The 25,492-nt window shown below is 68.7% G+C and carries 25 protein-coding genes; 16 read left to right on the forward strand and 9 right to left on the reverse strand.

Features of this window, described 5'->3' with window-relative positions; genetic code table 11:
• Positions 1 to 5: 5 nt before the first annotated feature.
• Both ACQP1O_RS12475 and ACQP1O_RS12480 read right to left on the reverse strand, forming a co-directional pair.
• Positions 6 to 557: a hypothetical protein gene (locus tag ACQP1O_RS12475; RefSeq protein WP_433565970.1), complete on the reverse strand. Its 552-nt coding sequence runs from the start codon at positions 555 to 557 to the stop codon at positions 6 to 8.
• Positions 558 to 681: 124 nt separating this feature from the next.
• Positions 682 to 1,632: a helix-turn-helix transcriptional regulator gene (locus tag ACQP1O_RS12480; protein WP_433565971.1), complete on the reverse strand. Its 951-nt coding sequence runs from the start codon at positions 1,630 to 1,632 to the stop codon at positions 682 to 684.
• A 97-nt stretch (positions 1,633 to 1,729) separates the two neighbouring features.
• Here ACQP1O_RS12480 and ACQP1O_RS12485 point away from each other — a divergent pair, with 97 nt between their 5' ends.
• Positions 1,730 to 2,134, forward strand: coding sequence for a VOC family protein (locus ACQP1O_RS12485; protein WP_433565972.1), 405 nt, complete (start codon positions 1,730 to 1,732; stop codon positions 2,132 to 2,134).
• A 287-nt stretch (positions 2,135 to 2,421) separates the two neighbouring features.
• Positions 2,422 to 3,639 (forward strand): DUF4192 domain-containing protein, encoded by a 1,218-nt coding sequence (locus ACQP1O_RS12490; protein ID WP_433565973.1) that lies wholly within the window; start codon positions 2,422 to 2,424, stop codon positions 3,637 to 3,639.
• Positions 3,640 to 3,661: 22 nt separating this feature from the next.
• Here ACQP1O_RS12490 and galE read toward each other — a convergent pair whose 3' ends face one another.
• Both galE and ACQP1O_RS12500 read right to left on the reverse strand, forming a co-directional pair.
• Entirely contained in the window at positions 3,662 to 4,642 is a 981-nt protein-coding gene (gene galE / locus ACQP1O_RS12495) for a UDP-glucose 4-epimerase GalE (RefSeq protein ID WP_433565974.1), read from the reverse strand.
• Positions 4,643 to 4,645: 3 nt separating this feature from the next.
• On the reverse strand, positions 4,646 to 5,332 hold the full coding sequence (locus ACQP1O_RS12500; protein WP_433565975.1) for an iron dependent repressor, metal binding and dimerization domain protein: 687 nt from the start codon (positions 5,330 to 5,332) through the stop codon (positions 4,646 to 4,648).
• A 217-nt stretch (positions 5,333 to 5,549) separates the two neighbouring features.
• Here ACQP1O_RS12500 and ACQP1O_RS12505 point away from each other — a divergent pair, with 217 nt between their 5' ends.
• From ACQP1O_RS12505 to ACQP1O_RS12530, 6 genes are all read left to right on the forward strand, one after another.
• Positions 5,550 to 6,824, forward strand: a complete 1,275-nt coding sequence (locus tag ACQP1O_RS12505) for an acetoin utilization protein AcuC (protein ID WP_433565976.1) — start codon at positions 5,550 to 5,552, stop codon at positions 6,822 to 6,824.
• A gap of 16 nt (positions 6,825 to 6,840) precedes the next feature.
• A complete protein-coding gene (locus ACQP1O_RS12510) occupies positions 6,841 to 9,519 on the forward strand; it encodes a GNAT family N-acetyltransferase (protein ID WP_433567663.1) in 2,679 nt (892 codons plus the stop codon).
• A gap of 57 nt (positions 9,520 to 9,576) precedes the next feature.
• A complete protein-coding gene (gene ppc / locus ACQP1O_RS12515; RefSeq protein WP_433565977.1) occupies positions 9,577 to 12,339 on the forward strand; it encodes a phosphoenolpyruvate carboxylase in 2,763 nt (920 codons plus the stop codon).
• Between the two features lie 226 nt (positions 12,340 to 12,565).
• A complete protein-coding gene (locus ACQP1O_RS12520) occupies positions 12,566 to 12,952 on the forward strand; it encodes a hypothetical protein (protein ID WP_433565978.1) in 387 nt (128 codons plus the stop codon).
• Positions 12,953 to 13,069: 117 nt separating this feature from the next.
• Positions 13,070 to 13,426, forward strand: coding sequence for an ArsR/SmtB family transcription factor (locus ACQP1O_RS12525; RefSeq protein WP_354837038.1), 357 nt, complete (start codon positions 13,070 to 13,072; stop codon positions 13,424 to 13,426).
• Positions 13,423 to 13,893: an SRPBCC family protein gene (locus ACQP1O_RS12530; RefSeq protein WP_433565979.1), complete on the forward strand. Its 471-nt coding sequence runs from the start codon at positions 13,423 to 13,425 to the stop codon at positions 13,891 to 13,893. Before ACQP1O_RS12525 ends, ACQP1O_RS12530 begins: the two co-directional genes overlap by 4 nt.
• A 26-nt stretch (positions 13,894 to 13,919) precedes the next feature.
• Here the strand turns inward: ACQP1O_RS12530 and ACQP1O_RS12535 are convergent, their stop codons facing one another.
• A complete protein-coding gene (locus ACQP1O_RS12535) occupies positions 13,920 to 14,771 on the reverse strand; it encodes an NAD(P)H-binding protein (RefSeq protein WP_433565980.1) in 852 nt (283 codons plus the stop codon).
• Positions 14,772 to 14,857: 86 nt separating this feature from the next.
• Between ACQP1O_RS12535 and ACQP1O_RS12540 the strand changes: the two genes are divergently transcribed.
• On the forward strand, positions 14,858 to 15,670 hold the full coding sequence (locus tag ACQP1O_RS12540; protein WP_433565981.1) for a helix-turn-helix domain-containing protein: 813 nt from the start codon (positions 14,858 to 14,860) through the stop codon (positions 15,668 to 15,670).
• A 209-nt stretch (positions 15,671 to 15,879) separates the two neighbouring features.
• On the opposite strand, the gene ACQP1O_RS12545 is transcribed toward ACQP1O_RS12540, so the two are convergent.
• The gene (locus ACQP1O_RS12545) at positions 15,880 to 16,848 is read right to left on the reverse strand and encodes a sigma-70 family RNA polymerase sigma factor (RefSeq protein WP_354837030.1); all 969 of its coding nucleotides are present in this window, start codon (positions 16,846 to 16,848) and stop codon (positions 15,880 to 15,882) included.
• 437 nt (positions 16,849 to 17,285) lie between these two features.
• A complete protein-coding gene (locus tag ACQP1O_RS12550; protein ID WP_433565982.1) occupies positions 17,286 to 18,821 on the reverse strand; it encodes a DUF7059 domain-containing protein in 1,536 nt (511 codons plus the stop codon).
• 213 nt (positions 18,822 to 19,034) lie between these two features.
• On the opposite strand from ACQP1O_RS12550, the gene ACQP1O_RS12555 reads away from it, so the two are divergent.
• The 7 genes from ACQP1O_RS12555 (at position 19,035) to ACQP1O_RS12585 (ending at position 23,724) form a co-directional block, all read left to right on the forward strand.
• A complete protein-coding gene (locus ACQP1O_RS12555) occupies positions 19,035 to 19,385 on the forward strand; it encodes a DUF485 domain-containing protein (RefSeq protein ID WP_433565983.1) in 351 nt (116 codons plus the stop codon).
• Positions 19,382 to 20,995, forward strand: a complete 1,614-nt coding sequence (locus ACQP1O_RS12560) for a solute symporter family protein (RefSeq protein WP_433565984.1) — start codon at positions 19,382 to 19,384, stop codon at positions 20,993 to 20,995. The genes ACQP1O_RS12555 and ACQP1O_RS12560 overlap by 4 nt, the downstream gene beginning before the upstream one ends.
• Before the next feature lie 232 nt (positions 20,996 to 21,227).
• Entirely contained in the window at positions 21,228 to 21,539 is a 312-nt protein-coding gene (locus ACQP1O_RS12565) for a hypothetical protein (protein ID WP_379436612.1), read from the forward strand.
• The gene (gene atpB, locus ACQP1O_RS12570; protein ID WP_433565985.1) at positions 21,536 to 22,330 is read left to right on the forward strand and encodes a F0F1 ATP synthase subunit A; all 795 of its coding nucleotides are present in this window, start codon (positions 21,536 to 21,538) and stop codon (positions 22,328 to 22,330) included. Before ACQP1O_RS12565 ends, atpB begins: the two co-directional genes overlap by 4 nt.
• Positions 22,331 to 22,379: 49 nt before the next feature.
• The gene (locus ACQP1O_RS12575; RefSeq protein ID WP_040810042.1) at positions 22,380 to 22,637 is read left to right on the forward strand and encodes a F0F1 ATP synthase subunit C; all 258 of its coding nucleotides are present in this window, start codon (positions 22,380 to 22,382) and stop codon (positions 22,635 to 22,637) included.
• 8 nt (positions 22,638 to 22,645) lie between these two features.
• Positions 22,646 to 23,152: a F0F1 ATP synthase subunit B gene (locus ACQP1O_RS12580; protein ID WP_354837020.1), complete on the forward strand. Its 507-nt coding sequence runs from the start codon at positions 22,646 to 22,648 to the stop codon at positions 23,150 to 23,152.
• A complete protein-coding gene (locus ACQP1O_RS12585) occupies positions 23,149 to 23,724 on the forward strand; it encodes a hypothetical protein (protein ID WP_433565986.1) in 576 nt (191 codons plus the stop codon). The genes ACQP1O_RS12580 and ACQP1O_RS12585 overlap by 4 nt, the downstream gene beginning before the upstream one ends.
• Positions 23,725 to 23,810: 86 nt before the next feature.
• Here the strand turns inward: ACQP1O_RS12585 and ACQP1O_RS12590 are convergent, their stop codons facing one another.
• Both ACQP1O_RS12590 and ACQP1O_RS12595 read right to left on the reverse strand, forming a co-directional pair.
• Positions 23,811 to 24,554 (reverse strand): VOC family protein, encoded by a 744-nt coding sequence (locus tag ACQP1O_RS12590; RefSeq protein ID WP_433565987.1) that lies wholly within the window; start codon positions 24,552 to 24,554, stop codon positions 23,811 to 23,813.
• Positions 24,551 to 25,477 carry a GlxA family transcriptional regulator gene (locus tag ACQP1O_RS12595; protein WP_433567664.1) on the reverse strand — a complete coding sequence of 309 codons (927 nt, stop codon included), beginning with the start codon at positions 25,475 to 25,477 and terminating at the stop codon, positions 24,551 to 24,553. The genes ACQP1O_RS12590 and ACQP1O_RS12595 overlap by 4 nt, the downstream gene beginning before the upstream one ends.
• Positions 25,478 to 25,492: the final 15 nt, after the last annotated feature.

Genomic DNA, 25,492 nt, shown 5'->3' on the forward strand with positions numbered 1-25,492 from the left:
CCCGATCAGCAGATGGGCAGCGGGGTGGCCGACCCCGACGCGGAACCGCTGCCCGCCGAACCCGTTCCGGCCGAACCGCTTCCGCCCGAGCCGCTGCCCGCGGAACCGGAGCCCGCCGAACCGCTGCTCGACGAACCCGGGAAGAACGAGGAGATCGGCGGGCAGGCGCTGCCGCCCGTGCCCACGACGTAGAAGGTGGTCACGCTGGAGAACCCCTGGCGGACGCCGATGGTGTAGGTAGCGTCGGCATCCGGGTGCCAGGGCATGTTCGCGACGGCGCCGCCCCAGGAGAGGGTCGGCGTGACAGTCCCGATGACCGTGCCGTTCACCAGGAAGTCGACCGGGGTCAGCGCGTCGGAGCCCGTCAGGCGGGCCTGGATGGTGCAACCGTCGGCGACAGAGCACGGCTTGCCGCTGGCGAGGCCGGCGACGCTGACATTGTCGATGGACGCGTTGGCCGGGCCGGCCAGCATCGAGCCGGCGACGACGGCGAGCGCGACAGCCGCGCTCACACCGGCGGCCGGCCGTCGGAGGTCTCGGTGGAGCTTGTTTCTCATCAGGAGGATCCTTTCGGCGCGTTGAAGGGGTCGCGCCGAGCGGACTGTAACAGTGAAGAACATCAAATGTCGCGAAATCGCTTGTGCTGCAATGTGATTCGGTTATTGCATGACCGGCCGTCGCTTACCGCCCGGTAGTCCGGTAGCGCTGCACCAGCTCGGCGCCCAGCCGGGCGAGTTCGGCGCGCACCGACTCCGGCTCGACCACCTCGAGGGCCGCGCCCCAGCCCGCCAGCTGCTGGGCGATCATGAGCGGCGTCGGCGCGGTGACCCGGGCCCGGACCCGTCCGTCGTCGGTCGTGCCGTCCAGAACGCAGTGCCGCCCTTGCTGTTTGCGCAGCACCGGCGCGAGCGCGGCCTGGATCAGCACGGTGGCCGAGAGGGCGGAGCGCTGCCGTTCGACCTCCTCGACCACCTCCGACCAGGCCGTCGACAGGTCGAAATCCTCCGGCCGGTGGGCGATCTCGTCGGTGATCGCCAGGGTGGCGATCCGGTCCACGCGGAAGGTCCGCTGCCCGTGCTCGGTTCCGGCCACCAGGTACCAGTTGCCGTCCTTGTCCACCAGGCCCCACGGATCGACCACTCGCTCGGTCCGCCGCCCGGCCCGGTCGTAGGCGAACCGGACCCGGCGGCGGCGCACCACCGCTCGCTGCAACTCGTCCACCAGCGTGGGCGGCCGCTCGTCCGATTCGCCCCAGCGGGCCGGGTCCACCACGATCGCGCCCGCCGCCGCCTCGGCCTCGGTACGGAAGGGCTGCGGCAAGGCGCGCAACAATTTCCGCAGGGCCGACTTGGTAGCGGGGGTTGCCGTCGCCACCGGGCCCAGCAACAGGAACAGGGCCTGGGCCTCGGCGGCGGTGAGGCCGCTGAGATCCGTGCGTGCGCCGCCCACCAGGGCCCAGCCGCCGCCGCGTCCGGGCTGCGGATAGATCGGAATCCCGGCCGTGGACAGGGCCTCCAGGTCCCGGCGCGCGGTCGCCACCGACACCTCGAGCTCGGCCGCGACCTCGGCCGCGGTCACCCGTCCCCGGGTCTGCAGGAACAGCAGGGTGGCCACCAGTCGATCCGCGCGCATATCCGGAATTCTGCCCGGTAAAGTGCTCATTCGGTGAGCACTTTGAGCGCGATGATGGATTCATACCGAGAATCACCCCCGACTCAGGAGGACGACCATGCTGCGTGGAATGGCCACCGTCAACTACTTCGCCGACGATCTGGAGGCGGCCAAGGACTGGTACAGCGAACTGCTCGGTGCCGCACCGTATTTCACCGTGCCGGGCGGGTACTACGAGTTCCGCATCGGCGACTACCAGGCCGAGCTCGGGATCATCAACAGGAAGTTCGCGCCGTCGCACCCGGATGTCCCGGGCGGCCAGATCGTGAACTGGCATGTCGACGATGTGGCGGCCACCTTCCAGCGGCTGCTCGGCATGGGAGCCACCGTCTACGAGCCGATCATCGAACGCGGCGAGGGGACCGGGTTCGTGACGGCCTCGGTGGTGGACCCGTTCGGCAATGTCCTGGGCATCATGTCCAATCCGCACTACCTGGAGATCCTGGGCGAGTCCCGGCCGTGATGACGCGTGCTCGGCATGGCGCGATACTCCTTCCGGCACTGTGCAGGACCAGTGCCGATGCGGACTGTAACAGCGTGACCGCGCCCGTTCGGCCAAAATGAAACGAATCCATTTCAAGTTCAGGTCCGGCGGTCCGGGCGCACGGTAGCAGCGGGCACCGACAGCTCGCGGCCGTACCCGCCCCGGGCGCGCCGAGTAGTCCACGGCGCGCCGAAATTTCCACAGCCTCAGTGAAACCCGAGGTCGGCCGCCCGGGGCGGCCTGCGGTGCGGCGCACTCTCGACGGCATGAACGCACCCGACGAACCCACGCCACCCAACGAGCCCATGCCACCCGTCGAGCCGGAGCCGGCCGTCGAGCCCGAGCCACCGGATCGACCCGAACCTGCTGCCGATCCTCCGCTCGAAGATCCCGCCGACCCCGGGGCGCGGCTGCGGGCGCCCGGCGATCTGATCGCGGCCGTCCCGGCCATGCTCGGGTTCATGCCCGCACGGTCGCTGGTGGTGACGGTGTTGCGTGCGGATCAGGCGTCGCCGGATATCGCGGCGGTCGAGGTGGTGACCCGGATGGATCTGGACAATCCCGGGCGGTGTGCGATGGGGATGCTGGTCGAGCGGGTCGCGGGTATCTGCGTACGGCACCGGGCCGTCGCGGCGCTCGCGCTCATCGTCGACGACCGGGCCACGGTGCCGACCCGCAAGCATCGGGGTGTGCGGGCGCGCAAGCACCACGATCTCGTTGCGGCGCTGGAACATCGGCTCGATGTGGACGCCGTGCCGCTGGCCGGGGCCTGGGCGGTGCAGGCCATCGGTGCCGAACTGCCGTGGTGGACACTGTCCGGACCGTGGTCGCGCGGACTGCAGCCGGATCCGGCGGCCTCGATGGTGACGCTGCGGCATGTGCTGGAGGGCCGGCCGTTGCGCGGTTCCCGGCGGGAGCTGACCGATATCCTCGCGGTCGATCCGGTGGCGCGCGACGCCACCGCCGACGCCCTGGAGGTGGCGGTCGCCGCCGCGGTCCGGCGGCTGGCCCGGGTTGTGCAGCACGGCGATCCACGCGTGCAGTTGCGGCTGGAGGTGTGCCGGGTGCTGCGCTACCTGGAACGCGTCGAGGCCGGTGCCCGGCTCACGCCGGCCGAGATGGCGGATGTGGCCGTGGCGCTGCGGGATTCGGCACTGCGCGACATCATGTTCGGGCTCGCCCCGGGCCCGCGCGCCGACGGTGCGGAGGTGTTGTGGCTGCAGCTGGCGCGGGCGCTGCCGGATCCGGATCGCGCCGAAGCGGCGGCGCTGCTGGGCTATTGCGCCTACACGCGCGGGGACGGCCCGCTCGCGGGTGTGGCACTGAACGCCGCGCTGGCCGCCGATCCGAAACACCGCATGGCGATGCTGCTGGACCTCGGCTTACAGACGGGTCTGCGACCGGAGCGGCTGGGCCGCCTCGCGGACTCGGGCCGGGAGGCGGCGGCCGAACTCGGCATCCACCTCGGGCCGGAGCCGCGATGACCGTGCGGCCCGCGCCGCGGACTCAGCGCGCGCTGTGCGCGCGGTCGCCCAGCGAGCGCAGGAAATCCCAGGCGTCGGAAACGATCTCGTCGAGATCGGTGTGCTCGGGCTGCCAGCCGAGTTCGGCGATGGCCTTGGCGCTGGAGGCGATCAGCACGGCGGGGTCACCGGCACGACGAGGCGCGTCCACTGCATTGATCGGCAGGCCGGTCACCCGCGCGCACGCCGAAATGACCTCGCGCACCGAGAAACCGGTGCCACTGCCCAGATTGAAGATGCGGTGCACGCCCGGCTGCGACTGCGCCAGTGCCCGCAGGTGCGCCTGCGCCAGATCGCGAATGTGGATGTAGTCGCGCACCGCGGTGCCGTCCGGCGTCGGGTAGTCGGTGCCGAACACCGAGATCGACTCACGATGACCCAGTGCGGTCTGCAACACCAGGGGGATGAGATGGGTTTCCACCACACGGTTCTCGCCGAGCCCGGCGTACGCGCCGGCCACATTGAAGTAGCGCAGGCTGGTCGCGGCCAGGCCGTGCGCCGCCGCGTACGAGGTGATGGCGTAGTCGATGGACAGCTTGGAGGCGCCGTAGGGGTTGGTCGGCTGCTTGGGTGCGTCCTCGACGATCGGCACCTGCTCCGGCTCGCCGTACACGGCCGCGGTGGAGGAGAACACCAGCCGCGGGGTGCCCGCGTCGCGCATGGCCTCGAGCAGCGCGAGGGTCTTCACCACATTGCCGTGCCAGTACTTCTCCGGCGCCACCACCGATTCGCCGACCAGCGACTGGGCCGCGAAATGCAGCACACCGTCGAAGGATTCGGCCGCGATGAGCTCGGCGCCCGCGGTGGCGATATCGCCCTCGACGAACTTGGCACCGGCCGGGACGCCGTCGGCATTGCCGGTGGACAGATCGTCGACGACCACGACCTCGTGGCCGTCCTCGAGCAGAACCTGCGCGCAGACGCCACCGACGTAGCCGGCGCCTCCGGTAACCAGAAGCTTCACGTATCAGACCAACTTCACTTGGACGGCGTGCGCCATCTCGTCGGACAGTTCGAATCCCTCATGGCCGGGCACCGAGATGATCACCGCACCCGGTTTGGTTTCCACGGTCACGCGGGCATCGGGCACCACGCCCGCCTCCCGGAGCTGATTGATGGTCTCCGGATCGGTCTGGATGTGCTCCGAGAGCCGGCGCACCACCACGGCCTGTGCCTGCCCGGTCGGCAGATCGCTGAGCCGGACCAGCTTCTCGTCGGCGGAGGCATTGGCCTGCAGGCCCAGTTCGTCCAGGCCCGGAATGGGATTGCCGTAGGGGGAGGTGGTGGGGTGGTTGAGCACCTCGACCAGGCGGCGCTCGACCTCCTCGCTCATCACGTGCTCCCAGCGGCACGCCTCGGCGTGCACGTTCTCCCACTCCAGCCCGATGATGTCGACCAGCAATCGCTCGGCGAGCCGGTGCTTGCGCATCACGGCGACCGCCATGGCGCGGCCCTTCTCGGTCAGTTCGAGGTGGCGATCACCGGCGACGTTCAGCAGGCCGTCGCGCTCCATCCGCGCGACCGTCTGGCTCACTGTCGGGCCGCTCTGCTCGAGACGTTCGGCGATGCGCGCGCGCAGCGGCGTGACACCCTCCTCCTCGAGGTCGTAGATGGTACGGAGATACATCTCCGTGGTGTCGACCAGATCCTTCACCTGTTAAACCCCTTCGTCGGCACGAATTCTACCCATGCACGGCGGCTGCACCGGGCGACAGCTTATTTCGCGAACTCACTGTCAACACCCAGGACGGGCAGCGTGTTCCCTGCAGGTTCTTCGAGCGCACAGCGTCGGAGACACCCTGCCATCCCGGTACGACAGCATTGCGGTGTCCAAAGCCTACGAACTCGTGCGACGCATTAGCGTGGCAGGTATGCCTGGCCGAGCTCGTGGTGACGGAACCCCTATCGGCGATGGAACCGCCGCCGGCGATGGAACCATCGTCTGGTCCGATCGGTTCCTCGATTACACCTGGACCCCGGAGCATCCCATGCGGCCGGTGCGGCTGCAGTTCACCATGGCGCTCGCCGAGGGTCTCGGACTGCTCGACGGAGTGGAGCGGATCACACCCGGGGCGGCCGCGGAATCGGAACTGCTGCGGGTGCACACCCACGACTACATCGAGGCGGTGAAGCACGCACAGCAACCTCCCGGACCCGCTCCGACCGCACCGCCCTACGGACTCGGCTCGGCCGACAATCCGGTCTTCCCGCACATGCACGAGGCGGCGTCGGTGATCGTGGGCGGCACCCTGGCCGCGGCGCAGGAGATCGCGGCCGGGCGCACCCGGCGGGCGGTGAGCATCGGTGGTGGCATGCATCACGCCATGCCGGCCTCGGCAGCGGGGTTCTGTGTGTACAACGATGTAGCGGTGGCGATTTCGTGGTTGCTGGACAACGGGTTCGACCGCATCGCCTATGTCGATGTGGATGTGCACCACGGTGACGGTGTGCAGCGGGTGTTCTACGGTGACCCACGCGTGCTGACCATTTCGGTGCATCAGCACCCGGCGACGCTGTGGCCCAACACCGGATGGCCGGAGGAGACGGGCTCGGGTCCGGCCGAGGGGACAGCCATCAATCTGCCGATCATGCCCGGTACCCGGGACCCGTTGTGGCTGCGCGGTTTCCATGCCGTGGTGCCGGGCGCGCTGGCGGCGTTCCGGCCACAGATCGTGATCAGCCAGTGCGGGGTCGACACCCATCGCGAGGATCCTCTGGCGGATCTGGAACTCACGGTGGACGGTCAACGCGCGGCCTTCATCGCCATGCGCGATCTGGCCGACCGGTACGCCGAGGGCCGCTGGCTGGCGGTCGGCGGTGGCGGGTACGGGCTGATCCGGGTGGTGCCTCGGGCCTGGACCCATCTGCTGGCAACGGCTCTGGACCGCACCATCGATCCCGCCACCCCGACACCGCCGCAGTGGCGTGAGCAGGTGGGGGCCTACGCGCCCATGGTCGCCGTGCCCGAGAGCATGGGCGACGGCGCGGATATCGGCTTCGCGCGCTGGGACGGCCCCGGGGGCGGCCGCGACACCGGCGACGAGCGCACCGACCGCGCCCGCCGGGCTCTCGACACATCCGTATTGGCTACGCGCCGGGCGAGTTTCGGCCTGCTCGGCCTGGATCCGGAGGATCCCCGTGACTGAACCCGTCGCCCCGCCGCTGCCGTCGGACACGCCCGGCACACCGGTGAATCCGCCTCCGCCGCCGGAGCATTGGTTCGCCGACGTGCTGGCCTCCGACGGCGGCGTGGTGAGATTGCGGCCGATCACCCCCGACGACGCGGAAGCGCTGGAGCGTTTCCACGAGGGGTTGTCGGACCGCACCCGGTATCTGCGGTACTTCGGTCCGTACCCGCGCATGACGCCGAAGGATCTGTACCGGACCACGCACGTCGACTATCGGGACCGGGTCGGGCTGGTGACCGAGCTCGGCGACGAGATCATCGCGGTGGGCCGCTACGAGTACCTGGCCGATCGGCCGGGACCCCGTGCGGCCGAGGTGGCCTTCGTGGTCGCCGACGGCCATCAGGGGCGTGGGCTGGGTTCGATTCTGCTCGAGCATCTGGCGGGCGCGGCGGCCGAGAACGATTTCGAGATCTTCGTGGCCGAGGTGCTGGCCGAGAACAATGCCATGGTGCAGGTGTTCCGGGACGCCGGATATCAGGTGCAGCGCAGCCGCGACGGATCGGTGCTGCATCTGGAGTTCGCCATCGACCCCACCGAGGCGCTGCTGTCGGTGCGGGATTCACGGGAGCGCGCCTCGGAGGCGCGCAGTGTCGGGAACCTGTTGTCGCCCAGGTCCATCGCGGTGATCGGGGCCACGCCGTCGACCAGCCGGGTGGGCGGCGCGGTGCTGGCCAACCTGCTGTCGGGGGGCTACCAGGGGCCGGTGTTCCCGGTGAACCGCAATCGCACGGCCGTGCGTGGGGTGCGGGCGTATTCGACGGTGCGCGACATTCCCGACGAGGTCGATCTGGCGGTGATCGCGGTGCCCGCCACCGAGATCGGGTCGGTGCTCGACGACTGCATGGCCAAGGGCGTCAAGGGTCTGGTGGTGCTGACCGCCGGATTCTCCGAGACCGGTCCGTACGGCTATCAGGCCGAGCGGGAGCTGGTCGACGCCGCGCGGGCGCACGGTATGCGGGTGGTGGGGCCGAGCGCGCTCGGTATCGCCAATACCGATCCGCGGATCGCCCTGAACGCCACTCTCGCATCGGTGCTGCCCGGGCGCGGGCGCATCGGATTCTTCTGCCAGTCCGGACCATTGGGCGCGGCCATTCTCGGTGAGGCGGCGGCGCGGCAGCTGGGACTGTCCACCTTCGTCTCCGCCGGCAACCGCGCCGACGTCTCCGGCAACGATCTGCTCCAGTACTGGGACAGCGATCCGGACACCGATGTGGTGCTGCTGTACCTGGAGACCTTCGGCAATCCGCGCAAGTTCTCCCGCATCGCGCGGCGGGTCGCGCACACCAAACCCATTGTGGCCGTGAACAGCGGCCGCAATGCCGCGCGGGTGGACGGGGACCGCGACCTGGATCGGTCGCTGGTGCGCAATCTGTTCGCACAGGCCGGGATCATCCAGGTCGATTCCATCACCGAGCTTTTCGACTGCGCCATGCTGCTGGCCTATCAGCCGCTGCCCGCGGGGCCGCGCCTGGCGGTGATCGGCAACAGCGCCGCGCTGAGCTGGCTGGCGGTCGACGCGGCGCGCGGTGAGGGACTGGAGGTCGATGAGCCCACCGACCTCGGGCCGCAGGCGAGTCCGGCGGACTACCTGACCGCCGTCGCCGCGGCCGTCACCGACCGGTCCGTGGACGCGGTCATCGTCATCTATTCGCCGCCGGTGCCGGCGGCGGTCGTCTCCTACGCCGAGGCCATTCGCTCCGGCGCCCAATCCGATCCCGCCACACCGGTTCTCACCACCTTTGTCGCCGACCAGGGCATGCCCAACCTGCTCGCCACGCGCGGGCTGGGCGGAATTCTCGAGCGCGGTTCCATTCCCTCCTACGGGGATCCGGAACGGGCCGCGCGGGCGCTGGCCCGGGCGCGCCGCTACGCCGACTGGCGTACCAGACCGCTGTCGCCGGTGGTCCGTCCGGGCGGCGTCGACACCGCGCGGGCACGGGAACTGGTGGCGGAGTGGATGGACGCGGACTCGGCGCACTGGCTCACCGACCTGCAGGCGGCGGAACTGCTGGGCTGCTATGGAATTCGCGTGGTGGAGTTCCGCGAGGTGCTCGACGCCGACGCCGCGGTGGATGCGGCCGAGGAGCTGGGGTTCCCGGTGGCGGCCAAGGCGACCGGCGAAATGTGGCGCAATCGGCCGGATCTCACCGGGGTGCGGCTGGATCTGTGGCGTCCGGACGCGGTGCGGCGCGCGTTCACCGACCTGAGCGAGATCTCGGGCAATCCGGTGCACATTCAGCGCATGGCGACCAAGGGTGTGGGCTGCACCTTCCGGGTGCAGGACGACCCGTCGTTCGGTTCGGTCATCAGTTTCGGGCTCTCGGGCACCATCATCGATCTGCTCGGCGACCGCGTCTACCGGGCGCTGCCGCTGACCGAGGCGGAGTCGGCCGAACTCATCGACGCGCCCCGCGCCGCTCCGCTGCTGTCGGGCACCGTGGGCGGCCGCGATATCGGCAAACCGGTGGACAAGGGCGCGCTGGCCGAACTGGCGCAACGGATCTCGGCGCTGTGCGACGACCTGCCGGAGGTGCGGGAGCTGCAGTGCGAACCGGTACTGGCCTCGCCGGAGGGCGCGGCCGTGCTGTACGGACGGGTGCGGATCGGGCCGGAACCCAACAGGTTCGACATCGGTCCGCGCCGGATGGGTTGAGCGGCCGCCCCGAGCGGCCCGGGACACCAGAAGCAGTGCTTCGGAGAGGTGAACGTAGTGCAGGCAAACCAGATCGAGACAGCGACCGCGCCACTGCGCGACGACATCCGGTTCCTCGGCGGCATCCTCGGTGACACCATTCGCGACCACGAGGGTGCGGAGATCTTCGACCTGATCGAGCGGGTCCGGGTGGAGGCCTTCCGGATTCGCCGCTCCGAGGTGGAGCGCAGCGCGGTGGCCGACATGCTGCGCGATGTCGACATCCGCACCGCCATCCCGGTGATCCGTGCTTTCAGCCACTTCCTGCTGCTGGCCAATCTGGCCGAGGACCTGCAACGGGATCGGCGGCGCGCGGTGCACGAGGCGGCGGGGGAGCCGCCTCAGGATTCCAGCCTGGCCGCCACCTATCGCAAGCTCGACGTCACCGGACCGGATGGGGACATGGTGGCAGACCTGCTCGCCGACGCCCTGGTGTCGCCGGTCATCACCGCGCATCCGACCGAGACCCGGCGCCGCACCATCTTCGATGTGCAGGCCCGGATCACCGAGTTCATGCGGCAGCGGCAGCGCTACAACAAATACGAGCCGGAGTTCGCCGAGCTCGAGGTCGACATCCGCCGGCAGGTACTGCAGCTGTGGCGGGCGGCGCTGATCCGGCTGGCGCGCCTGCGGATTCAGGACGAGATCGAGGTCGGGCTGCGCTACTACGACCTGACGCTGTTCGATGTCATCCCGCGCATCAACGATCAGGTGCGGGCCGCGATGCGATCGCGGTGGCCCGGACACGAACTGCTGGCGCGCCCGATCCTGCGGCCCGGCTCGTGGATCGGCGGCGACCGGGACGGCAATCCCTTCGTCACCGCCGACGTGGTGCACCGGGCCACCCACCGCGCGGGTGCGGTCGCGTTCGACCGGTACCTGAAATCGCTGCTGGAACTGGAGAAGACGCTGTCGCAGTCCGCGCGACTGGTGCCGGTGACCCCGGAGCTGTCGGCCCTCGCGGACGCCGGATTCGACGATTCACCGCAGCGCGCCGACGAGCCGTACCGCCGTGCTCTCCGTGGCATCCGTGCGCGGCTGAGCGCCACCGCGTGCCGGGCGCTGGGGGAGATCCCCACGGACGGTATCGATGTCGACGCGCAGCCGTACGCCGGGCCCGCGGAGCTGCTGGTCGATCTGGGCGTGGTCGACGCGTCCATGCGCGCATCCGGCGACGGGCTGCTGGCCGATGACCAGCTGGCCACGCTGCGGTCCGCGGTGCAGACCTTCGGGTTTCATCTGCAGGGCCTGGACATGCGCCAGAATTCCGAAACCCACGAGCAGGTCGTGACCGAGCTGTTCGCCTGGGCCGGAGTGCATTCCGACTACGCCTCCCTCGACGAGGCGCGGCGGGTCGAGCTGCTGTCCGCCGAATTGACCACGCGCCGGCCGCTGGTCGGCCCCAATGCGGCGCTGAGCGAACTCGCCGCCAAGGAACTCGGAGTGGTACGCGCCGCCAAGGCCGCGCTCGACGATCTGGGCCCGGACACCGTGCCCAACTACATCATCAGCATGTGCACCTCGGTCAGCGACATGCTCGAAGCCGCCCTGCTCCTGAAGGAGGCCGGCATTCTCGATCCGGGTGACGCGGAGACTCCGCCGTCCAGTCCGGTCGGGGTGGTGCCGCTGTTCGAGACCATCGACGACCTGCGCGATGGCGCCGAAATCCTCGGCGCCGCACTGGAAGTGCCCGCGTATCAGCGGCTGGTGGCCGCGCGCGGCATGCAGCAGGAGGTCATGCTCGGCTACTCCGACTCCAACAAGGACGGCGGGTATCTGGCCGCCAACTGGGCGCTGTATCGCGCCGAGCTGAACCTGGTGGAGGTGGCCCGCAAGACCGGAATCCGCCTGCGGCTCTTCCACGGTCGCGGCGGCACCGTCGGCCGCGGCGGTGGCCGCAGCTACGACGCCATCCTGGCGCAGCCCGCCGGCGCGGTGCGCGGTGCGCTCCGCCTGACCGAGCAGGGCGAGGTCATCTCCACCAAGTACGCCGATCCCGGCACCGCCTACCGCAATCTGGAAGCGCTCGTCGCGGGCACCCTGGAGTCCACCCTGCTCGATGTCGAGGGCCTGGGCCCGGATGCCGAACCCGCCTACGAAATACTGGACGAGCTGGCCGAATCGGCCCGCGCGGCGTACTCGAAGCTGGTCCACGAGACCCCCGGTTTCGTCGACTACTTCCGGGCCTCCACCCCGATCGCGGAGGTCGCCGACCTGAACCTGGGCAGCCGCCCCGCCTCCCGCAAGCCCACCAACTCCGTCTACGACCTGCGCGCCATCCCGTGGGTCATGGCCTGGAGCCAGTCCCGTGTCATGCTCCCCGGCTGGTACGGCACCGGCACCGCGTTCGAACAGTGGATCGGCGCCGACCCGGCCCGCCTGGCCACCCTCTCCGACCTCTACCGCCGCTGGCCCTTCTTCCGCACCGTCCTCTCCAACCTGGCCCAGGTGATGGCCAAGGCGGACATGGACATCGCCGCCTCCTACGCCGACCTGGTTCCCGATAAAGCCTTGCGCGACACCGTCTTCCACATGATCTGCGACGAGTTCACCCGTACCGCCCGCATGCACGCCGCCATCACCGGCACCGACGAACTCCTCGCCGACAACCCGGCACTGGCCGAGTCCATCCACAACCGGTTCCCGTACCTCGAACCCCTCAACCAGCTCCAGGTCGATCTGCTACGCCGCCGCCGGGCCGGCGACACTTCCGAACTCGTAGAGCGCGGCATCCTGCTCACCATGAACGGCCTGGCCACCGCACTCCGCAACTCCGGCTAGCCGCAACCGGCCGTGACTCGCCCCCGAAGAGACTCGGCTGCCCCGGAAAGCTGGGGCAGTCGAGATAAGTGGAATCTAGGTATTTCACACTCTGCGAACGTTAGTGTTCGTCGACCCCGTCGGCGGGGTCGACGAACAGGAGTTTCGCATGAGTACGAGTAGGACGCTCCGTCGCCGAATTGGCTGGGGCGCAGCGGGTTTGATGGCCGGGGCTGCTGTGGTCGGAATGACCGCGGCGACCGCGTCGGCTGCTGGCCTGCTGCAGATGAAGATCATCCCACCGTCCGGTGGCTTCGTGGTCGGCGAGACCGCGGGTATCCAGGCGATGGCCGGTGGTTCGCTGTTCCCGACCGCGAGTTCGCGGGTGATCTTCCGTGACAACGGGGTTTGCTTCTACGCCTTCTATCCTGGGATGGACGAGGCCGGGTTCGGCGCCGACTGGACACCGACGACCGCGGGCACCCACACGGTCACGCTTTCGCAGGGTTCGGATTCGGTGACGCAGACCGTGGTGGTCGCTCCGGCGCCCGCCGGTGCCCCGGTCCCGAGCCCCTCGACCACGGGTTGTGGCGGTGGTGGCGGCAGTATCGGCACCGGCAGTCTCGGGTTCTGAGTTCCGGCGTTTCATTTCGATGGCCACGGTGTCCGGCTCCGTGGCCATCTTTCGGTCAATTGGGTAGGAAAAGCCCTACGGTTGACAGGTAGGTGGTTTCCTACCTAATGTGTGGTCATGCCGTACCGCTTGAAGTCCGGGACCGCCGATCGGGTGTTCGGGGCGCTGGCCAATCCCACCCGGCGCGACATTCTCGAGCTGCTGCTCGAAGGAGAGCAGTCGGTGCAGGTGATCGCGGAGCGCTTCGATATGGCGCGGCCCAGTGTGTCGGAGCATTTGAAGGTGCTACGGGATGCGGGGCTGGTGGCCGAGGACAAGCGCGGCAGGCAGCGGTTCTACCGGGTGGAACCGGAACCGCTGCACGACCTGCAGTCCTGGCTCGATCCGTTCGAACGGTTCTGGCGGGCCCGGCTGCGCGACCTGGGCGCGGTGCTGGATGCCATGCCCGACGATCCCGAGGAGAAGGACCGATGATGACCGACGACATCACCACGATCGAACTCGATCACTATTACCCGCACCCGCCGGAAAAGGTGTGGCGCGCGCTCACCACGCCGGAACTCATGGCGCAGTGGATGATGCGGCCCATCGGTTTCGAACCGGTGGTGGGCACGGTCTTCGAGATGAGGACCCAGCCGATGCCCGGTCAGAACTTCTCCGGCGAGATTCGCGGCGAGGTGCTGGAAGTCGTTGCGCCGCAGCTGCTCAGCATCAGCTGGAACGACGCGAAGTCCGAGCGGGACAGTGGCTGGGTGATCAGCTGGACTCTGCGTCCGGAGGGGCACGGCACCCGAATCCTGTTCAGCCACCGCGGTTTCGATCCGGAGGATCCGGTCATGCAGCGGGCGCGCAGCATCATGGGCGGCGGCTGGAAGGGCATGCTGGACCGGCTGGAGTCCGTCCTCGCGGACGCCGAGCCGGTCCAGCAGACCCCGGAGTAGGCCCGCGAACGGCCGGGGCGGGATCGTCAGGCCGTGAAGGCGTCCGCGTGGTCGCGAACCCAGTCGGCGTAGCCGCGCGGCGCGCGGCCGAGCACCCGCTCGACATCGCCGGTGATGATGGCGTTCGCGCCCGCGGCGACGTAAGCCTGACCGGCCAGCGCGCCGGCCGCGAATTCCTCGGACATGCCCGCCCCCAGCATGAACTCGCGTGCCGCGTCGTGCGGAATGTCGGTGACCTCGATCGGGCTGCCGAGTGTGGCGGCGAGGATGTCGGCCTGCTCGCGCGTGGTCAGCCACGCCGGGCCGGTGAGCGTGAGCACCCGGCCCGAATGCGCGTCGGAGAGCAGCGCTTCCACCGCCACCGCCGCGACGTCACGCGGATCGACCACGCCCTGCGCACCGGTCCCGGTCATATTCGGCACCGGCTGCCCCGCCTTGATCGCTGCGCTCCAGCTCAGGGTGTTCGACGCGAAACTGCTGGGCCGCAGGATGGTCCAGGCCACGCCGCTGTCCCGGACCGCCCGCTCGCCCGACGCGTGCCAGGTGCCGACCCGGCCCAGATCGGGGTCGCCGGTGCCGATGGCGGACAGCTTCACCAGGCGCTGAACGCCCGCGTCGCGGGCCGCCTCGACCAGCGCGCGATCCAGTTCGACATAGTCGGGTCCGAGCAGCCCGACCAGGAATGCGGCTTCGGCCCCGCTGAAGGCCGCCGCCATCGACGCGGTATCGGCGTAGTCGCCGCGCACCACCTCGACGCCGCCGGGGACCTGGGCGCTCTCCGGATTCCGGGTCACCGCGCGCACTTTCACCCCGCGCGCCGCCAGCTGCCGGACGACTTCACTTCCGATGGTGCCTGTGGCACCGGTGATAACGATCATGGGAATCACCCTGCCGACCCACCCCCGTCCAGCTATAGGAAAAACCGGCACACCCGCGACCGCCGAAGCTGCCTAGAGTTGATCGGGTGACCACTGCGCAAACCCTGGCTCCCGTCGTGACCGCCGAGGACCTCGAACGCCGCCTGACCCCGCCTGCCGCGCTGCGTCCGTGGATCACCGAGATCGCCCACATACCGACCGTCAGCCCCGGGTCCGCCGCCTTCACCCACATTCCGCAGGCGGTCACCTCGATCGTGCTGCGCACCGAGGAATCCGGCCGCCGGGACGCGTGGGTGCTGGGCCCGCGCACCCGCGCTACCTATTCCAGCCCGGACGCGGCCGCGGGCTGCACCCGAATCCGCCTGGCTCCCGGTGCCTCCCAGTCGCTGCTGGGCATTGCGGCCGCCGAGCTGACCGATCGGATCGCCGTGCTGTCGGACCTGCCCGGCCCGGTCGCCGATCTCGCCGATCGGCTGCTCGAGCTCGATCCCGACGAGGTCGCGCCCTTCCTGGAAGCCGTGCTTCCGCACCGCCTCTCGGAGGATTCGGTTCGCCGCGACCACCGCCGGCTGCTGGATTCGGCGGTCGCCGCCATGGACACCGCCGGCCCGGTCACCGCACTGGCCGCGGACCTGGCCGTCTCCGAACGCCAGTTGCGCAATCTGTTCGCCGCCGGAATCGGCGTGTCGCCCAAGCACTATGCCCGCATCACCCGGGTGCGTCAGGTCCTGGCCGCCGCGGGCAATACGCCGTGGTCACACGTGGCCACGGCCTCCGGCTACTACGACCAATCCCATATGACCGCCGATTTCCGCTCCCTCATGGGCGTTCCGCCCACCGCCTACTTCCGCGGCGACATTCCGGCCCCCAGCCCCTGCCAATCCCTGACCCGGCTCTGACCATGGGCCGCTGGGGATGCGGAAGCCGCTGCCCGGCAATCACACTCGCATCGGAGGACCCGGACATGGATACGCCGGCCGATTCTGCGCGCCCGGAAGGGGACGGTCAGGCAGCGGAATCGGCCGGCGGAATCGGGCCAGCCCTCGAAAGTGGCCCGACGATCAGTGGGTGCGGAGCCGGTCAGGGGGACCGGCTCCACGGGTGTGAACTAGCTGGCGTAGGCGCGCAGGCGGTCGGCGCGCTCGCCCTTGCGGAGCTTGGACATGACCTCGCGCTCGATCTGGCGGACGCGCTCGCGGGACAGGCCGAAGAGCTTGCCGATCTGGTCGAGGGTGCGCGGCTGACCGTCGTCGAGGCCGTAGCGCAGGCGGATGACCTGCTGTTCGCGCTCATCGAGGGTGGCCAGCACGCTGCGCACGTCGCGGTGCAGCAGACCGGCGATGACGGCGCTCTCGGCGGAGGTCGCCTCGGAGTCCTCGATGAAGTCGCCCAGCGGGGCCTCTTCGTCATTGCCGACCGGCATATCCAGGGATACCGGGTCGCGGCTGTGGTCGAGCAGGTCGGCGATCTTGTCGACCGGGATGCCCGACTCGTTGGCCAGTTCCGCGTCGGTAGCCTCCCGCCCGAGCTGCTGGTGCAGTTCCCGCTTGATGCGGGCGAGCTTGTTCACCTGCTCGACCAGGTGGACGGGGAGGCGGATGGTGCGGGACTGATCGGCCATGCCACGGGTGATGGCCTGACGGATCCACCAGGTGGCGTAGGTCGAGAACTTGAAGCCCTTGGTGTAGTCGAACTTCTCCATGGCGCGGATGAGACCCAGGTTGCCCTCCTGGATCAGGTCCAGCAGCGGCATGCCACGGCCGGTGTAGCGCTTGGCGAGGGAGACCACGAGGCGGAGGTTCGCTTCCAGCAGGTGCTGGCGGGCGGCCTGACCTTCGCGAACCAGGATCGCCAGATCCTTCTTCTTCGCGGCGGACAGACGCTTGCTCGTCTCCAGCAGGTGCTGAGCGTAGAGGCCCGCCTCGATGCGCTTGGCCAGCTCGACCTCGTCGGCCGCCGTCAGCAGCGCCGTCTTACCGATCCCGTTCAGGTACACGCGTACCAGGTCGGCGGCGGGGCTCTGGGCGTCGAGGTCTTGTTCGCTGGTGCGCACGTCAGTGGTGGCGGGGCTTGTCATGACTTGCCTCCTGTCGGTGGTGTCTCGCTCCGTTCAACGGACCCGACTTCAGGAAAGTTCCCCGCCGGAACGCCGGTAAACCGCACCTGAGCTGCGGTTTTCAGGGCGCACGGCTGAGAAGTTCCTGAGAAGCGCGCATCACCGGGAACGCGCGCCACCGGCGGACAGCCCTCGGTGACCGGGTGGTTGCCCACCGCCGCGCCCGAACTTCCTGACGCGACAAGCGAATACGTGTGTACGGGCCTTGCCCGGACGTCGTGATTCGAGCACGTAGTTGAACGAATCGCGGCTCGGGCGCATTCCCGCCCCCGTCCGTATCGGTATCTGCGCGACATGTGATCGTGACGGACCTCACCGCCCGTCAGCGGCGGTTTCCAGCGGAAATACCGACGGCCACCGGGGCAGGCCCGGCGGCCGTCGGCGGGAAGCGCCTTCGCTCAGCGCGGGTGAACGAGACCGTGCCGGACCAGTCCCGCCACCACGGTCATCGCCGCGCTCTCGAAGTCGGGGGTCGCCGCGTCGCCGGTTTCGCTGAAGGCCAGCAGTTCGAGCAGTTCGCGCAGGGGCAGGCCATCGGGGCGCATCCCGGCCAGCAGCGCCGCGGTGGTGTCGTCGACCTCGTGCTGCCAGCGCGGGCCGTCGCCCCGGTGCAGCCGCGCCACCGCCTGCGCCCAGCCCGCGTCGCCGGGAAGGTAGACGCGTTCGAGCGCGGTGGCCGGATCGACCTGGTAGCGCGAATCGAGGATGAGGTCGGGATCGGCGGCCGCGGCGCGCAGCCAGGCCGAGCGCTCGAAGTAGGCGAGGGCCTCCGGGCCGAGCGGGTCGTCGAAGCCGTGGGTGAGGTCCTCGGCGAGCAGTTCGGTCGGACCGTCGGTGGCGCGCAGGTACACGAAACCGAAGCCGATGCCCTCGACCTCGGCGTCACGGAAGGCGTCGAGCCAGCGTTCGGCGCGGGCCTGGGCGGCACCCTCGCGCGGATCCAACCCGGCGTCGCGCAGCCAGGTACCGACATAGAGGGCCGGATCGGCGATATCGCGCTGCACGATCCAGGCGTCGATACCGTGGTCGGGCAGCCAGCTCGCGACACGGCTGCGCCAGTCCTGGCCGTCGAGGTGCACCCAGGAGGCGAGCAGTGCCGCGGTGCCGCCCGGGTTCAGCAGCTCCGGGATGCCGGAGATGACGAGTTCGCTCGCGCCGTCGAGGGCGAGGCCGGAGTCGCGGTAGGTGTGCTCGATGCGGGCCGGGCCGACCACGAACGGGGGATTGGCCACCACCTGGTCGAAGCGGCGGCCGGCCACCGGTTCGAACCAGGAGCCTTCCAGCAGTTCGATATCGAGGTCGTTGAGCGCGGCGGTGGCCTCGGCCAGCCAGAGGGCGCGCTTGTTCACGTCGGTGCCGGTGACCGTGCGGCCGTAGGCGGCGGCGTGCACGGCCTGTACGCCGCAGCCGGTGCCCAGGTCCAGGACGGTGCCGACCGGGCGGGTGGGGGTGGCGCGCAGCAGCGACAGTGAGGCGTGGCCGACGCCGAGCACGTGGTCGGCGTCGATGCTGCGGCGGCGCATGGATTCGTCGAGGTCGGACAGCACCCAGCGGGTGCCCTCCCCGAGATCGAGGGGACGCAGATCCAGCGCGGCGCGGACCTCGTCGCCGTCGCGCTCCAGCAGCCCCGCCGCGGTGGCGCGGTCGATGCTCACCGGCGAAAGGGCCGCTGCCGCTTCACGTTCGGGGACCGGATCGCCGAGCAGCAGCAGGCGCACCAGGGTGCCGAGCTCGCCGAGGTCGGCGGCGGCCCGGCGGACGGGCACCGGTTCGCCGCGGCCGAGGGCGGCGTGGGTGGTGTCGCCCAGCGCCTCGAGCAGGGTGTCCGCGTTGTAGCGGACGCGGGTCAGCGCCGCGCGTAGGTCGGGCGCGAGGTCGGCGAGCAGGGACGAGGTGGTCGTCGAGCCCGGGACGACGGAGCGATTCGTCGGCATGACATCGAACTCTGCCACCGCTACCGATGGGCATCCGGCACCGGGCCCGGTTCGCCCGGTCGGATCGCCTGGAAACCGGTTGGTAGCTGGCCGCTGGAGCCCATGATTTTCGGCTCACTTATCGATGTATTTGCGATCTCACCTGCGGTTATTCGACCCGCCCGCGACCACCTTCGTTGCTACTGTGACCGGGATCACCAGGAGGTATCGCAGTTGACAACTGAATCCCAGACCGAATCCCAGACCGGCCGTCCGGATCCCGACTGGATCGAGGTCTACGACAGCCCCGAGTTCCAGCGCCTGCGGCATCGCTTCCGGCGCTTCGTCTTCCCCATGACCGCTCTGTTCCTGGCCTGGTACGCGCTGTACGTGCTGCTCGCCGACTACGCGCACGGCTTCATGTCGCACAGGGTGGGCGGGAACATCACCGTCGGGCTGATCTTCGGCCTGCTGCAGTTCCTTTCGACCTTCGTCATCACCGGTCTCTACGTGCGCTACGCCGACCGCACCCTCGACCCGATGGCCGAGCAGATCCGCGCCGAACTGGAAGGACCGACCCGATGACCGTGTATCTGGCAGCGGCCGTGGAGGGCAGCCGGCCCGGGCTCAACATCACCATCTTCGCGATCTTCGTGGTCATCACGCTGGGCATCGTGGTGTGGGCCAGCCGCGACAACCGCACGGCCGCGGACTATTACGCCGCCGGGCGGGCCTTCTCGGGGCCGCAGAACGGGATCGCCATCTCCGGCGACTATCTGTCGGCCGCCAGCTTCCTGGGCATCGCCGGGGCCATCGCGGTGTACGGCTACGACGGCTTCCTCTATTCCATCGGGTTCCTGGTGGCCTGGCTGCTGGCGCTGCTGCTGGTGGCCGAATTACTCCGCAATACCGGCAAATTCACCCTCGGTGACGTGCTGGCCTTCCGCATGCGGCAGCGGCCGGTGCGGGCGGCGGCGGCCACCTCCACGCTGGCGGTGAGCCTGTTCTATCTGCTCGCGCAGATGGCCGGAGCGGGCGTGCTGATCTCGCTGCTGCTGGGCGTATCCGGTTCGGCGGGACAGAATCTGGTGATCGCCGTCGTCGGCGCGATCATGATCGTCTACGTGCTCGTCGGCGGTATGAAGGGCACCACCTGGGTGCAGATCGTCAAGGCGGTGCTGCTGATCGGCGCGGCCGCGGCCATGACGGTGTGGGTGCTGGGGCGCTACGACTTCAATTTCTCGAGCCTGCTGCACGACGCGGTGAACCATGGCGGCAAGACCGGCGCGAAACTGCTCGAGCCGGGCTTCAAGTACGGCAAGAACGGCACCAGCAAGCTCGACTTCCTTTCCCTGGCGCTGGCTCTGGTGCTGGGGACGGCCGGGCTGCCGCACGTGCTGATGCGGTTCTATACGGTGCCGACGGCCAAGGAGGCGCGCAGATCGGTGGTGTGGGCGATCGGCCTGATCGGTGTCTTCTATCTGTTCACGCTGGTGCTCGGGTACGGCGCCGGCGCGCTGGTGGGACCGGAGAAGATCGCCAAGGCGCCGGGTAAGGAGAACGCGGCCGCGCCGCTGCTGGCCCTGGAACTGGGTGGGCCGGTGCTGCTGGGATTCGTTGCGGCCGTGGCGTTCGCGACGATTCTGGCGGTGGTCGCGGGCCTGACCATCACGGCGTCGGCGTCCTTCGCCCATGACGTGTACGCCAACGTCATCAAGCGCGGGAACGGCGACAGCAAGGACGGCGAGGTGCGGGTCGCGCGGATCACCGCGGTGGTGATCGGGGCGCTGGCCATCGTGGGCGGCATTCTGGCAAAGAATCAGAATGTGGCGTTCCTGGTGGCGCTGGCATTCGCGGTGGCGGCCTCGGCAAACCTACCGACCATTCTGTATTCGCTGTTCTGGCGGCGTTTCAACACGGCGGGCGCACTGTGGAGCATCTATGGCGGACTGGCCGTCACGATCGTGTTGATCGTGTTCTCCCCGGCGGTCTCCGGAGCGCCCACCGCGATGATCAAATCCCATGACTTCCACTGGTTCCCGCTCGCGAACCCGGGGCTGGTGTCCATCCCGGTTTCGTTCGCTCTGGGCTGGCTGGGAACCACGCTGTCGAGGCAACGTGACGACGCCAAGTATGCCGAGATGCAGGTGCGGTCGCTGACCGGCACCGGAGCGGAAAAGGCTGTGCAACACTGATGTCCGAATTAAGTGGCGGAAAGTTCGCTGAAAAGCGTTTCAGAATTTCAAGATCAACAATTTGAAGATCAAAAATACTGCCCCGCAACGAGGTTGGGCTGTGTATGCTACTGATCATGCACGGCCCCACTACGAGGTGGGATGACGGCGAGGCGGTGTCGTATTGGACCTCAACAGGCTGCGGATGCGTAGAGCGAGTGCTATTGCAATCGCTTTCGGCATACTGGCATTGATGGTCACAGGGGCGTTCGATCGATTGTTGCTGGGTGTTTTCATGGCCACCGGCCTGACACTCGGCTGGGTGAACGCCCGGCTTACCTGGATGTCCATCGTGCGTATCACGGATGCGGAAACACCCAGCAAACAGAAATTGGCGCTGTCCTCGGCGTCGCGGTTGCTCATTCTGACCGCGTTGTCGATTGTGGTGGCATTCCTGACCCGGCCCTACGGCGTCGGAATCTTCTTCGGGCTGGCGGCCTTTCAGCTGATTCTGGTACTCCATACCGCTCTGCCCGAGGTGAAAGGGCTTCGACAGCAGTCATGAGCATTCCCGTCGCTTCCCTCGCCCATTCGTCGGCGCCGGCGCTGCTGGCCGCCGAGGATTCCTCGGGGGAGTCCAAGATCCATGTCGGCGACCACGCCCAGGCGCATCTGCTGGGCATGATCTTCAATGTGGACACCATCGTGTCCACGGGGGTGGCCGCGCTGATCGTGCTGGGCCTGGCCTTCTACCTGCGTGTGAAGATCACCTCCGGGGTGCCCAACGGGGTGCAGCTGTTCTTCGAGACCATCACGGTCCAGATGCGCAGCCAGGTGGAGACGGCCATCGGCATGAAGGTCGCGCCGTTCGTGCTGCCGCTGGCGGTCACGCTGTTCACCTTCATCCTGCTCTCGAACTGGTTGTCCGTCTTGCCCGTTCAGTACGGTTCGGGGGAATTGATCGCGCCGCCGGCGTCCGATTTCAATTTCACGCTGTCGCTCGCGCTGTTCGTGTTCCTGCTCTATCACGCCGCGGGCGCGTGGCGGCGCGGCCCGGGCGGGCACGTGAAACAGTTGCTGAAGGGCCACACCGGTTGGGGCCCCATGGTTTTCATCAATGTGGTCGAGGAAATCGCCAAACCGTTGTCGCTCTCGTTGCGACTTTTCGGCAACATGTTCGCGGGCGGCGTCATGGTTTCGGTGATCACGTTGTTCCCCTTCTGGATCAGCTGGGGTCCGAATGCCATCTGGAAGCTCTTCGACCTGTTCGTCGGAGCCATTCAGGCATTCATCTTCGCTCTGCTTACCATCCTCTACTTCAGCCAGTCGATGTCGCTGGAGAGTGAAAACCACTGAGCGGCTTCAGCTGTTCAGGGCTATAACCCTTTGTCAAAGGAAGTGAAAAATGGCAGACCCAGCAACCGCGAGTATTGTCCAGGGCGCTCTCATCGGCGGCGGCATCATTCTGGCGGGCGGTGCCATCGGCGCGGGTATCGGTGACGGTCTGGCCGGCGCCGCTCTGATCAACGGTGTCACCCGGCAGCCGGAGGCGGAGGGCCGCCTGCGCGTGAACTTCTTCCTGACCGTGGGTCTGGTCGAAGCGGCATACTTCATCAATCTAGCGTTCATGGCATTGTTCGTATTCGCTACTCCCGGTAAGTAGACGTCATCATGTCTCCCAGAACGGATGTGGAGGCCGCGGGGAACTTCCTGGTTCCCAACGGCACCTTCTTCGCTGAGTTGTTGATCTTCCTGATCGTGCTCGGAGTCATCTGGTTCTTCGTGGTTCCGCCCATACGAAAGGTGCTGGCGGAGCGGGAGGCACGTGTCGAGGTCACGACGGCGACCGCCAAGGAAGCCAGCGAAACCTTCGCCGAAGCCGAGGCGCGCTACGAATCCGCGCTCGAGAAAGCCCGTACGGAAGCGGCCGACATCCGCAACCAGGCCCGGGCCCAAGGGCGCGCGATCCTCGAGGAAATGCGCGGCGAGGCACAGAAAGAGGCCGACCAGATCGTGGCCGAGTCCACGGCGCACCTCCGCGCCGAGGCCGACCAGGTCGCCGCCGAACTACGCGAAGCCGTCGAACCACTCGCTCAGGACCTGGCCGGCCGGGTCCTGGGTGGGAACGATCGTGCCCGGACCAGCGCGGGCCAGCAGAGAGGACGGGGGTCTGCATGATCCTCACCGATACCCATCTCGCCGAGGGTATTTACAACATCACCTTCGATTGGCCCGTCTTCTTCAGCCAGCTGTTCGGCTTCGCTGTCATCGTGTGGTTCTTCGTGAAATACGTTGTGCCACCGGTGAAGAGGATCATGAACAACGCTCAGGACCAGATCCGGCGGCAACTCGAGGAGAGCGAGGCGGCGGCGCAACGACTGGCCACCGCCAAGGCTGCCTACGACAATGCCGTCGCCGAGGCGCAGGCCGAACTCGACCGCATGCGCGAAGAGGCCCGGGCCGACGCCGACCGCATCATCCAGCAGATGCGCGAGGCCGCCGCGGCCGAGGTCGAGCGGGTGCGCAAGCAGGGCCGCGATCAGATCCTGCAGTACCGCAGGCAGATGATCCGCGACCTGGAGCAGGACCTGGCCGCCGCCATGCTCGCTCTCACCGAGGAGAAGGTGCGCGAGCAGATCGGTGCGCCGCAGGCGCGGGCCGACAGCATCGAGAAGTTCCTCGAGGACCTCGAGGCGCTGGCCAACTCCGGCGAAGCGGCACGCCGCCAGCCCCAGACCGAGCGCAAGTAGCAAAACCCGCTCTACGTCGAAGCCCCTGCGTGCTTCCCGGCTCCGAGGAGCCTCGAAGCACGCAGGGGCTTCGGCGATCCCGCGCCTCAGGCAGGCCGGCGGCCGGTCAGGCAGTAGGGCTGGCCGGCGGGGTCCGTCATGACGATCCAGTGTTTGCCGAGTTCGGCGCGGTGTGCGCCCAGCCGCTCGTGCCAGGCCGCCGTGGCCTCGATGTCGGTGCAGGCGATGTCCGGATGCGCCGACGTGGGGCGATCGTCGCCGAGACGTTGCAGCAGCAGGTCGATCGGGAGGCCGGGACGCGCGGAGAGGCGGGCGAACTCCGGCAGGGTGCTGGGGCGCCAGGACCATTCGGTCAGGTCGGTCCAGAAGCGGGCCTCGATCTCGTAGTCGCTCGCGCCGATGTCGAGGCAGATCTGGTCGAGCCGGCTGCGGTCACCGGCGGGGCCGGTCACGGTCGGGGTGAGCGGACCCGCGGAATCGCGGAAAGGCGTGAAGCAGAATGGCATTCCGGCGGGGGAGTGCAGGACGGCGTAGCCGATGCGCGAGGTGAGGATGTAGTCCGCGGCGAGGGTGGCGCCCAGCTGCTGGGCACGCTCGGTGGCGGCGCCGACATCGTCGACGTCGAGGTCCAGATGCACGCGCGCGGGGCCGTCGATCGCCTGCATCTTGACCGTCGCGGCCCCGGAATCCGGTAGCAGCGTGACGAATTCGTCGCGTTCGCCCCGTGGCGCCGAGAGCTCGGTGCCGGTGACCGTGGTCCAGAACCGGGCGCTGTCGTCGAATTGTGCGGCGGGACGGTCCAGGAAGGCCCACATCCAGCGAATCGTCATGCTGTCTCCAGGGTTTCGCGCTTGCGGAAGGTCTTGCGGTAGGTCAGCGGCGGCACGCCCAGCTCCAGGCGCATGTGGTGGCGCAGCGAGGCGGAGGTGCCCAAGCCCGCGCTGCGCGCCACCTCGTCGACGGTCAGGTCGGTGGTCTCCAGCAGGTGCCGGGCCTGCCGGACCCGCTGCTGCAGGATCCACGCGCCCGGAGCCATGCCGGTCTCGGCCTTGAACCGGCGGGTGAAGGTGCGCACGCTCATATGAGCATGCGCGGCAAGGGAGTTCAGGTCCAGCTCCCGGTCCAGGCGGTCCAGCGCCCAGCGGCGGGTGGGCGCGGTGCCCTCGCTGCCCGATTCCGGGACCTGCCGCTCGATGAACTGCGACTGCCCGCCGTCACGCCAGGGCGGCACCACGCAGTAGCGGGCCGCGCCATTGGCGGCGGCGCTGCCGTGATCGGTGCGGATCAGATCCAGGCACAGGTCGATTCCCGCCGCCAATCCGGCTGAGGACCAGACGTTCCCGTCCTGCACGAACAGCAGGTTCTCGTCGAGGAGGACCTTCGGGTAGAGAGCGCGGAACCGGTCGGCGAACTGCCAGTGGGTGGTGGCGCGGCGGCCGTCGAGCAGGCCCGCCGCGCCGAGCACGAACGCGCCGGTGCAGATGGAGACGATGCGGGCGTCCGGCCGGATGGTGGCCAGCGCCTCGGCCACCCGGGGCGGCAGTGTGCCCTCCTGCCGCGGCTGGGTGATACGGGTGCCGGGCACGATCACGGTGTCGGCACGGGCCAGCAACTCGGGGCCGAATTCCGGGACGACGGTGTATCCGCCGGTGGCAGCGACACCGCCGGTGTCGACGCCGCAGGTGTGCACCTCGTAGAGCGGGTTGCCGTCGTCGTCGACGGCGGCTCCGAGCACCACGGGCGGGATCGACATGTCGAAACCGACGGT

This window comes from Nocardia sp. CA-151230 (assembly GCF_050942175.1).
In the GTDB taxonomy this organism is placed as follows: domain Bacteria; phylum Actinomycetota; class Actinomycetes; order Mycobacteriales; family Mycobacteriaceae; genus Nocardia.

What these genes read in the sequence shown, in the direction of transcription:
- ACQP1O_RS12475 (WP_433565970.1), bottom strand. Translation starts at nt 557, where the DNA reads ATGAGAAACAAGCTCCACCGAGACCTCCGACGGCCGGCCGCCGGTGTG.
- ACQP1O_RS12550 (WP_433565982.1), bottom strand. Translation starts at nt 18,821, where the DNA reads ATGCCGACGAATCGCTCCGTCGTCCCGGGCTCGACGACCACCTCGTCC.
- ACQP1O_RS12530 (WP_433565979.1), top strand. Translation starts at nt 13,423, where the DNA reads ATGATGACCGACGACATCACCACGATCGAACTCGATCACTATTACCCG.
- ACQP1O_RS12505 (WP_433565976.1), top strand. Translation starts at nt 5,550, where the DNA reads ATGCCTGGCCGAGCTCGTGGTGACGGAACCCCTATCGGCGATGGAACC.
- ACQP1O_RS12480 (WP_433565971.1), bottom strand. Translation starts at nt 1,632, where the DNA reads ATGCGCGCGGATCGACTGGTGGCCACCCTGCTGTTCCTGCAGACCCGG.
- ACQP1O_RS12590 (WP_433565987.1), bottom strand. Translation starts at nt 24,554, where the DNA reads ATGACGATTCGCTGGATGTGGGCCTTCCTGGACCGTCCCGCCGCACAA.
- ACQP1O_RS12485 (WP_433565972.1), top strand. Translation starts at nt 1,730, where the DNA reads ATGCTGCGTGGAATGGCCACCGTCAACTACTTCGCCGACGATCTGGAG.
- ACQP1O_RS12575 (WP_040810042.1), top strand. Translation starts at nt 22,380, where the DNA reads ATGGCAGACCCAGCAACCGCGAGTATTGTCCAGGGCGCTCTCATCGGC.
- ACQP1O_RS12545 (WP_354837030.1), bottom strand. Translation starts at nt 16,848, where the DNA reads ATGACAAGCCCCGCCACCACTGACGTGCGCACCAGCGAACAAGACCTC.
- ACQP1O_RS12520 (WP_433565978.1), top strand. Translation starts at nt 12,566, where the DNA reads ATGACCGCGGCGACCGCGTCGGCTGCTGGCCTGCTGCAGATGAAGATC.
- ACQP1O_RS12560 (WP_433565984.1), top strand. Translation starts at nt 19,382, where the DNA reads ATGACCGTGTATCTGGCAGCGGCCGTGGAGGGCAGCCGGCCCGGGCTC.
- atpB (WP_433565985.1), top strand. Translation starts at nt 21,536, where the DNA reads ATGAGCATTCCCGTCGCTTCCCTCGCCCATTCGTCGGCGCCGGCGCTG.
- ACQP1O_RS12595 (WP_433567664.1), bottom strand. Translation starts at nt 25,477, where the DNA reads ATGTCGATCCCGCCCGTGGTGCTCGGAGCCGCCGTCGACGACGACGGC.
- ACQP1O_RS12535 (WP_433565980.1), bottom strand. Translation starts at nt 14,771, where the DNA reads ATGATCGTTATCACCGGTGCCACAGGCACCATCGGAAGTGAAGTCGTC.
- ACQP1O_RS12585 (WP_433565986.1), top strand. Translation starts at nt 23,149, where the DNA reads ATGATCCTCACCGATACCCATCTCGCCGAGGGTATTTACAACATCACC.
- ACQP1O_RS12565 (WP_379436612.1), top strand. Translation starts at nt 21,228, where the DNA reads ATGGTCACAGGGGCGTTCGATCGATTGTTGCTGGGTGTTTTCATGGCC.
- ACQP1O_RS12490 (WP_433565973.1), top strand. Translation starts at nt 2,422, where the DNA reads ATGAACGCACCCGACGAACCCACGCCACCCAACGAGCCCATGCCACCC.
- ACQP1O_RS12525 (WP_354837038.1), top strand. Translation starts at nt 13,070, where the DNA reads ATGCCGTACCGCTTGAAGTCCGGGACCGCCGATCGGGTGTTCGGGGCG.
- ACQP1O_RS12580 (WP_354837020.1), top strand. Translation starts at nt 22,646, where the DNA reads ATGTCTCCCAGAACGGATGTGGAGGCCGCGGGGAACTTCCTGGTTCCC.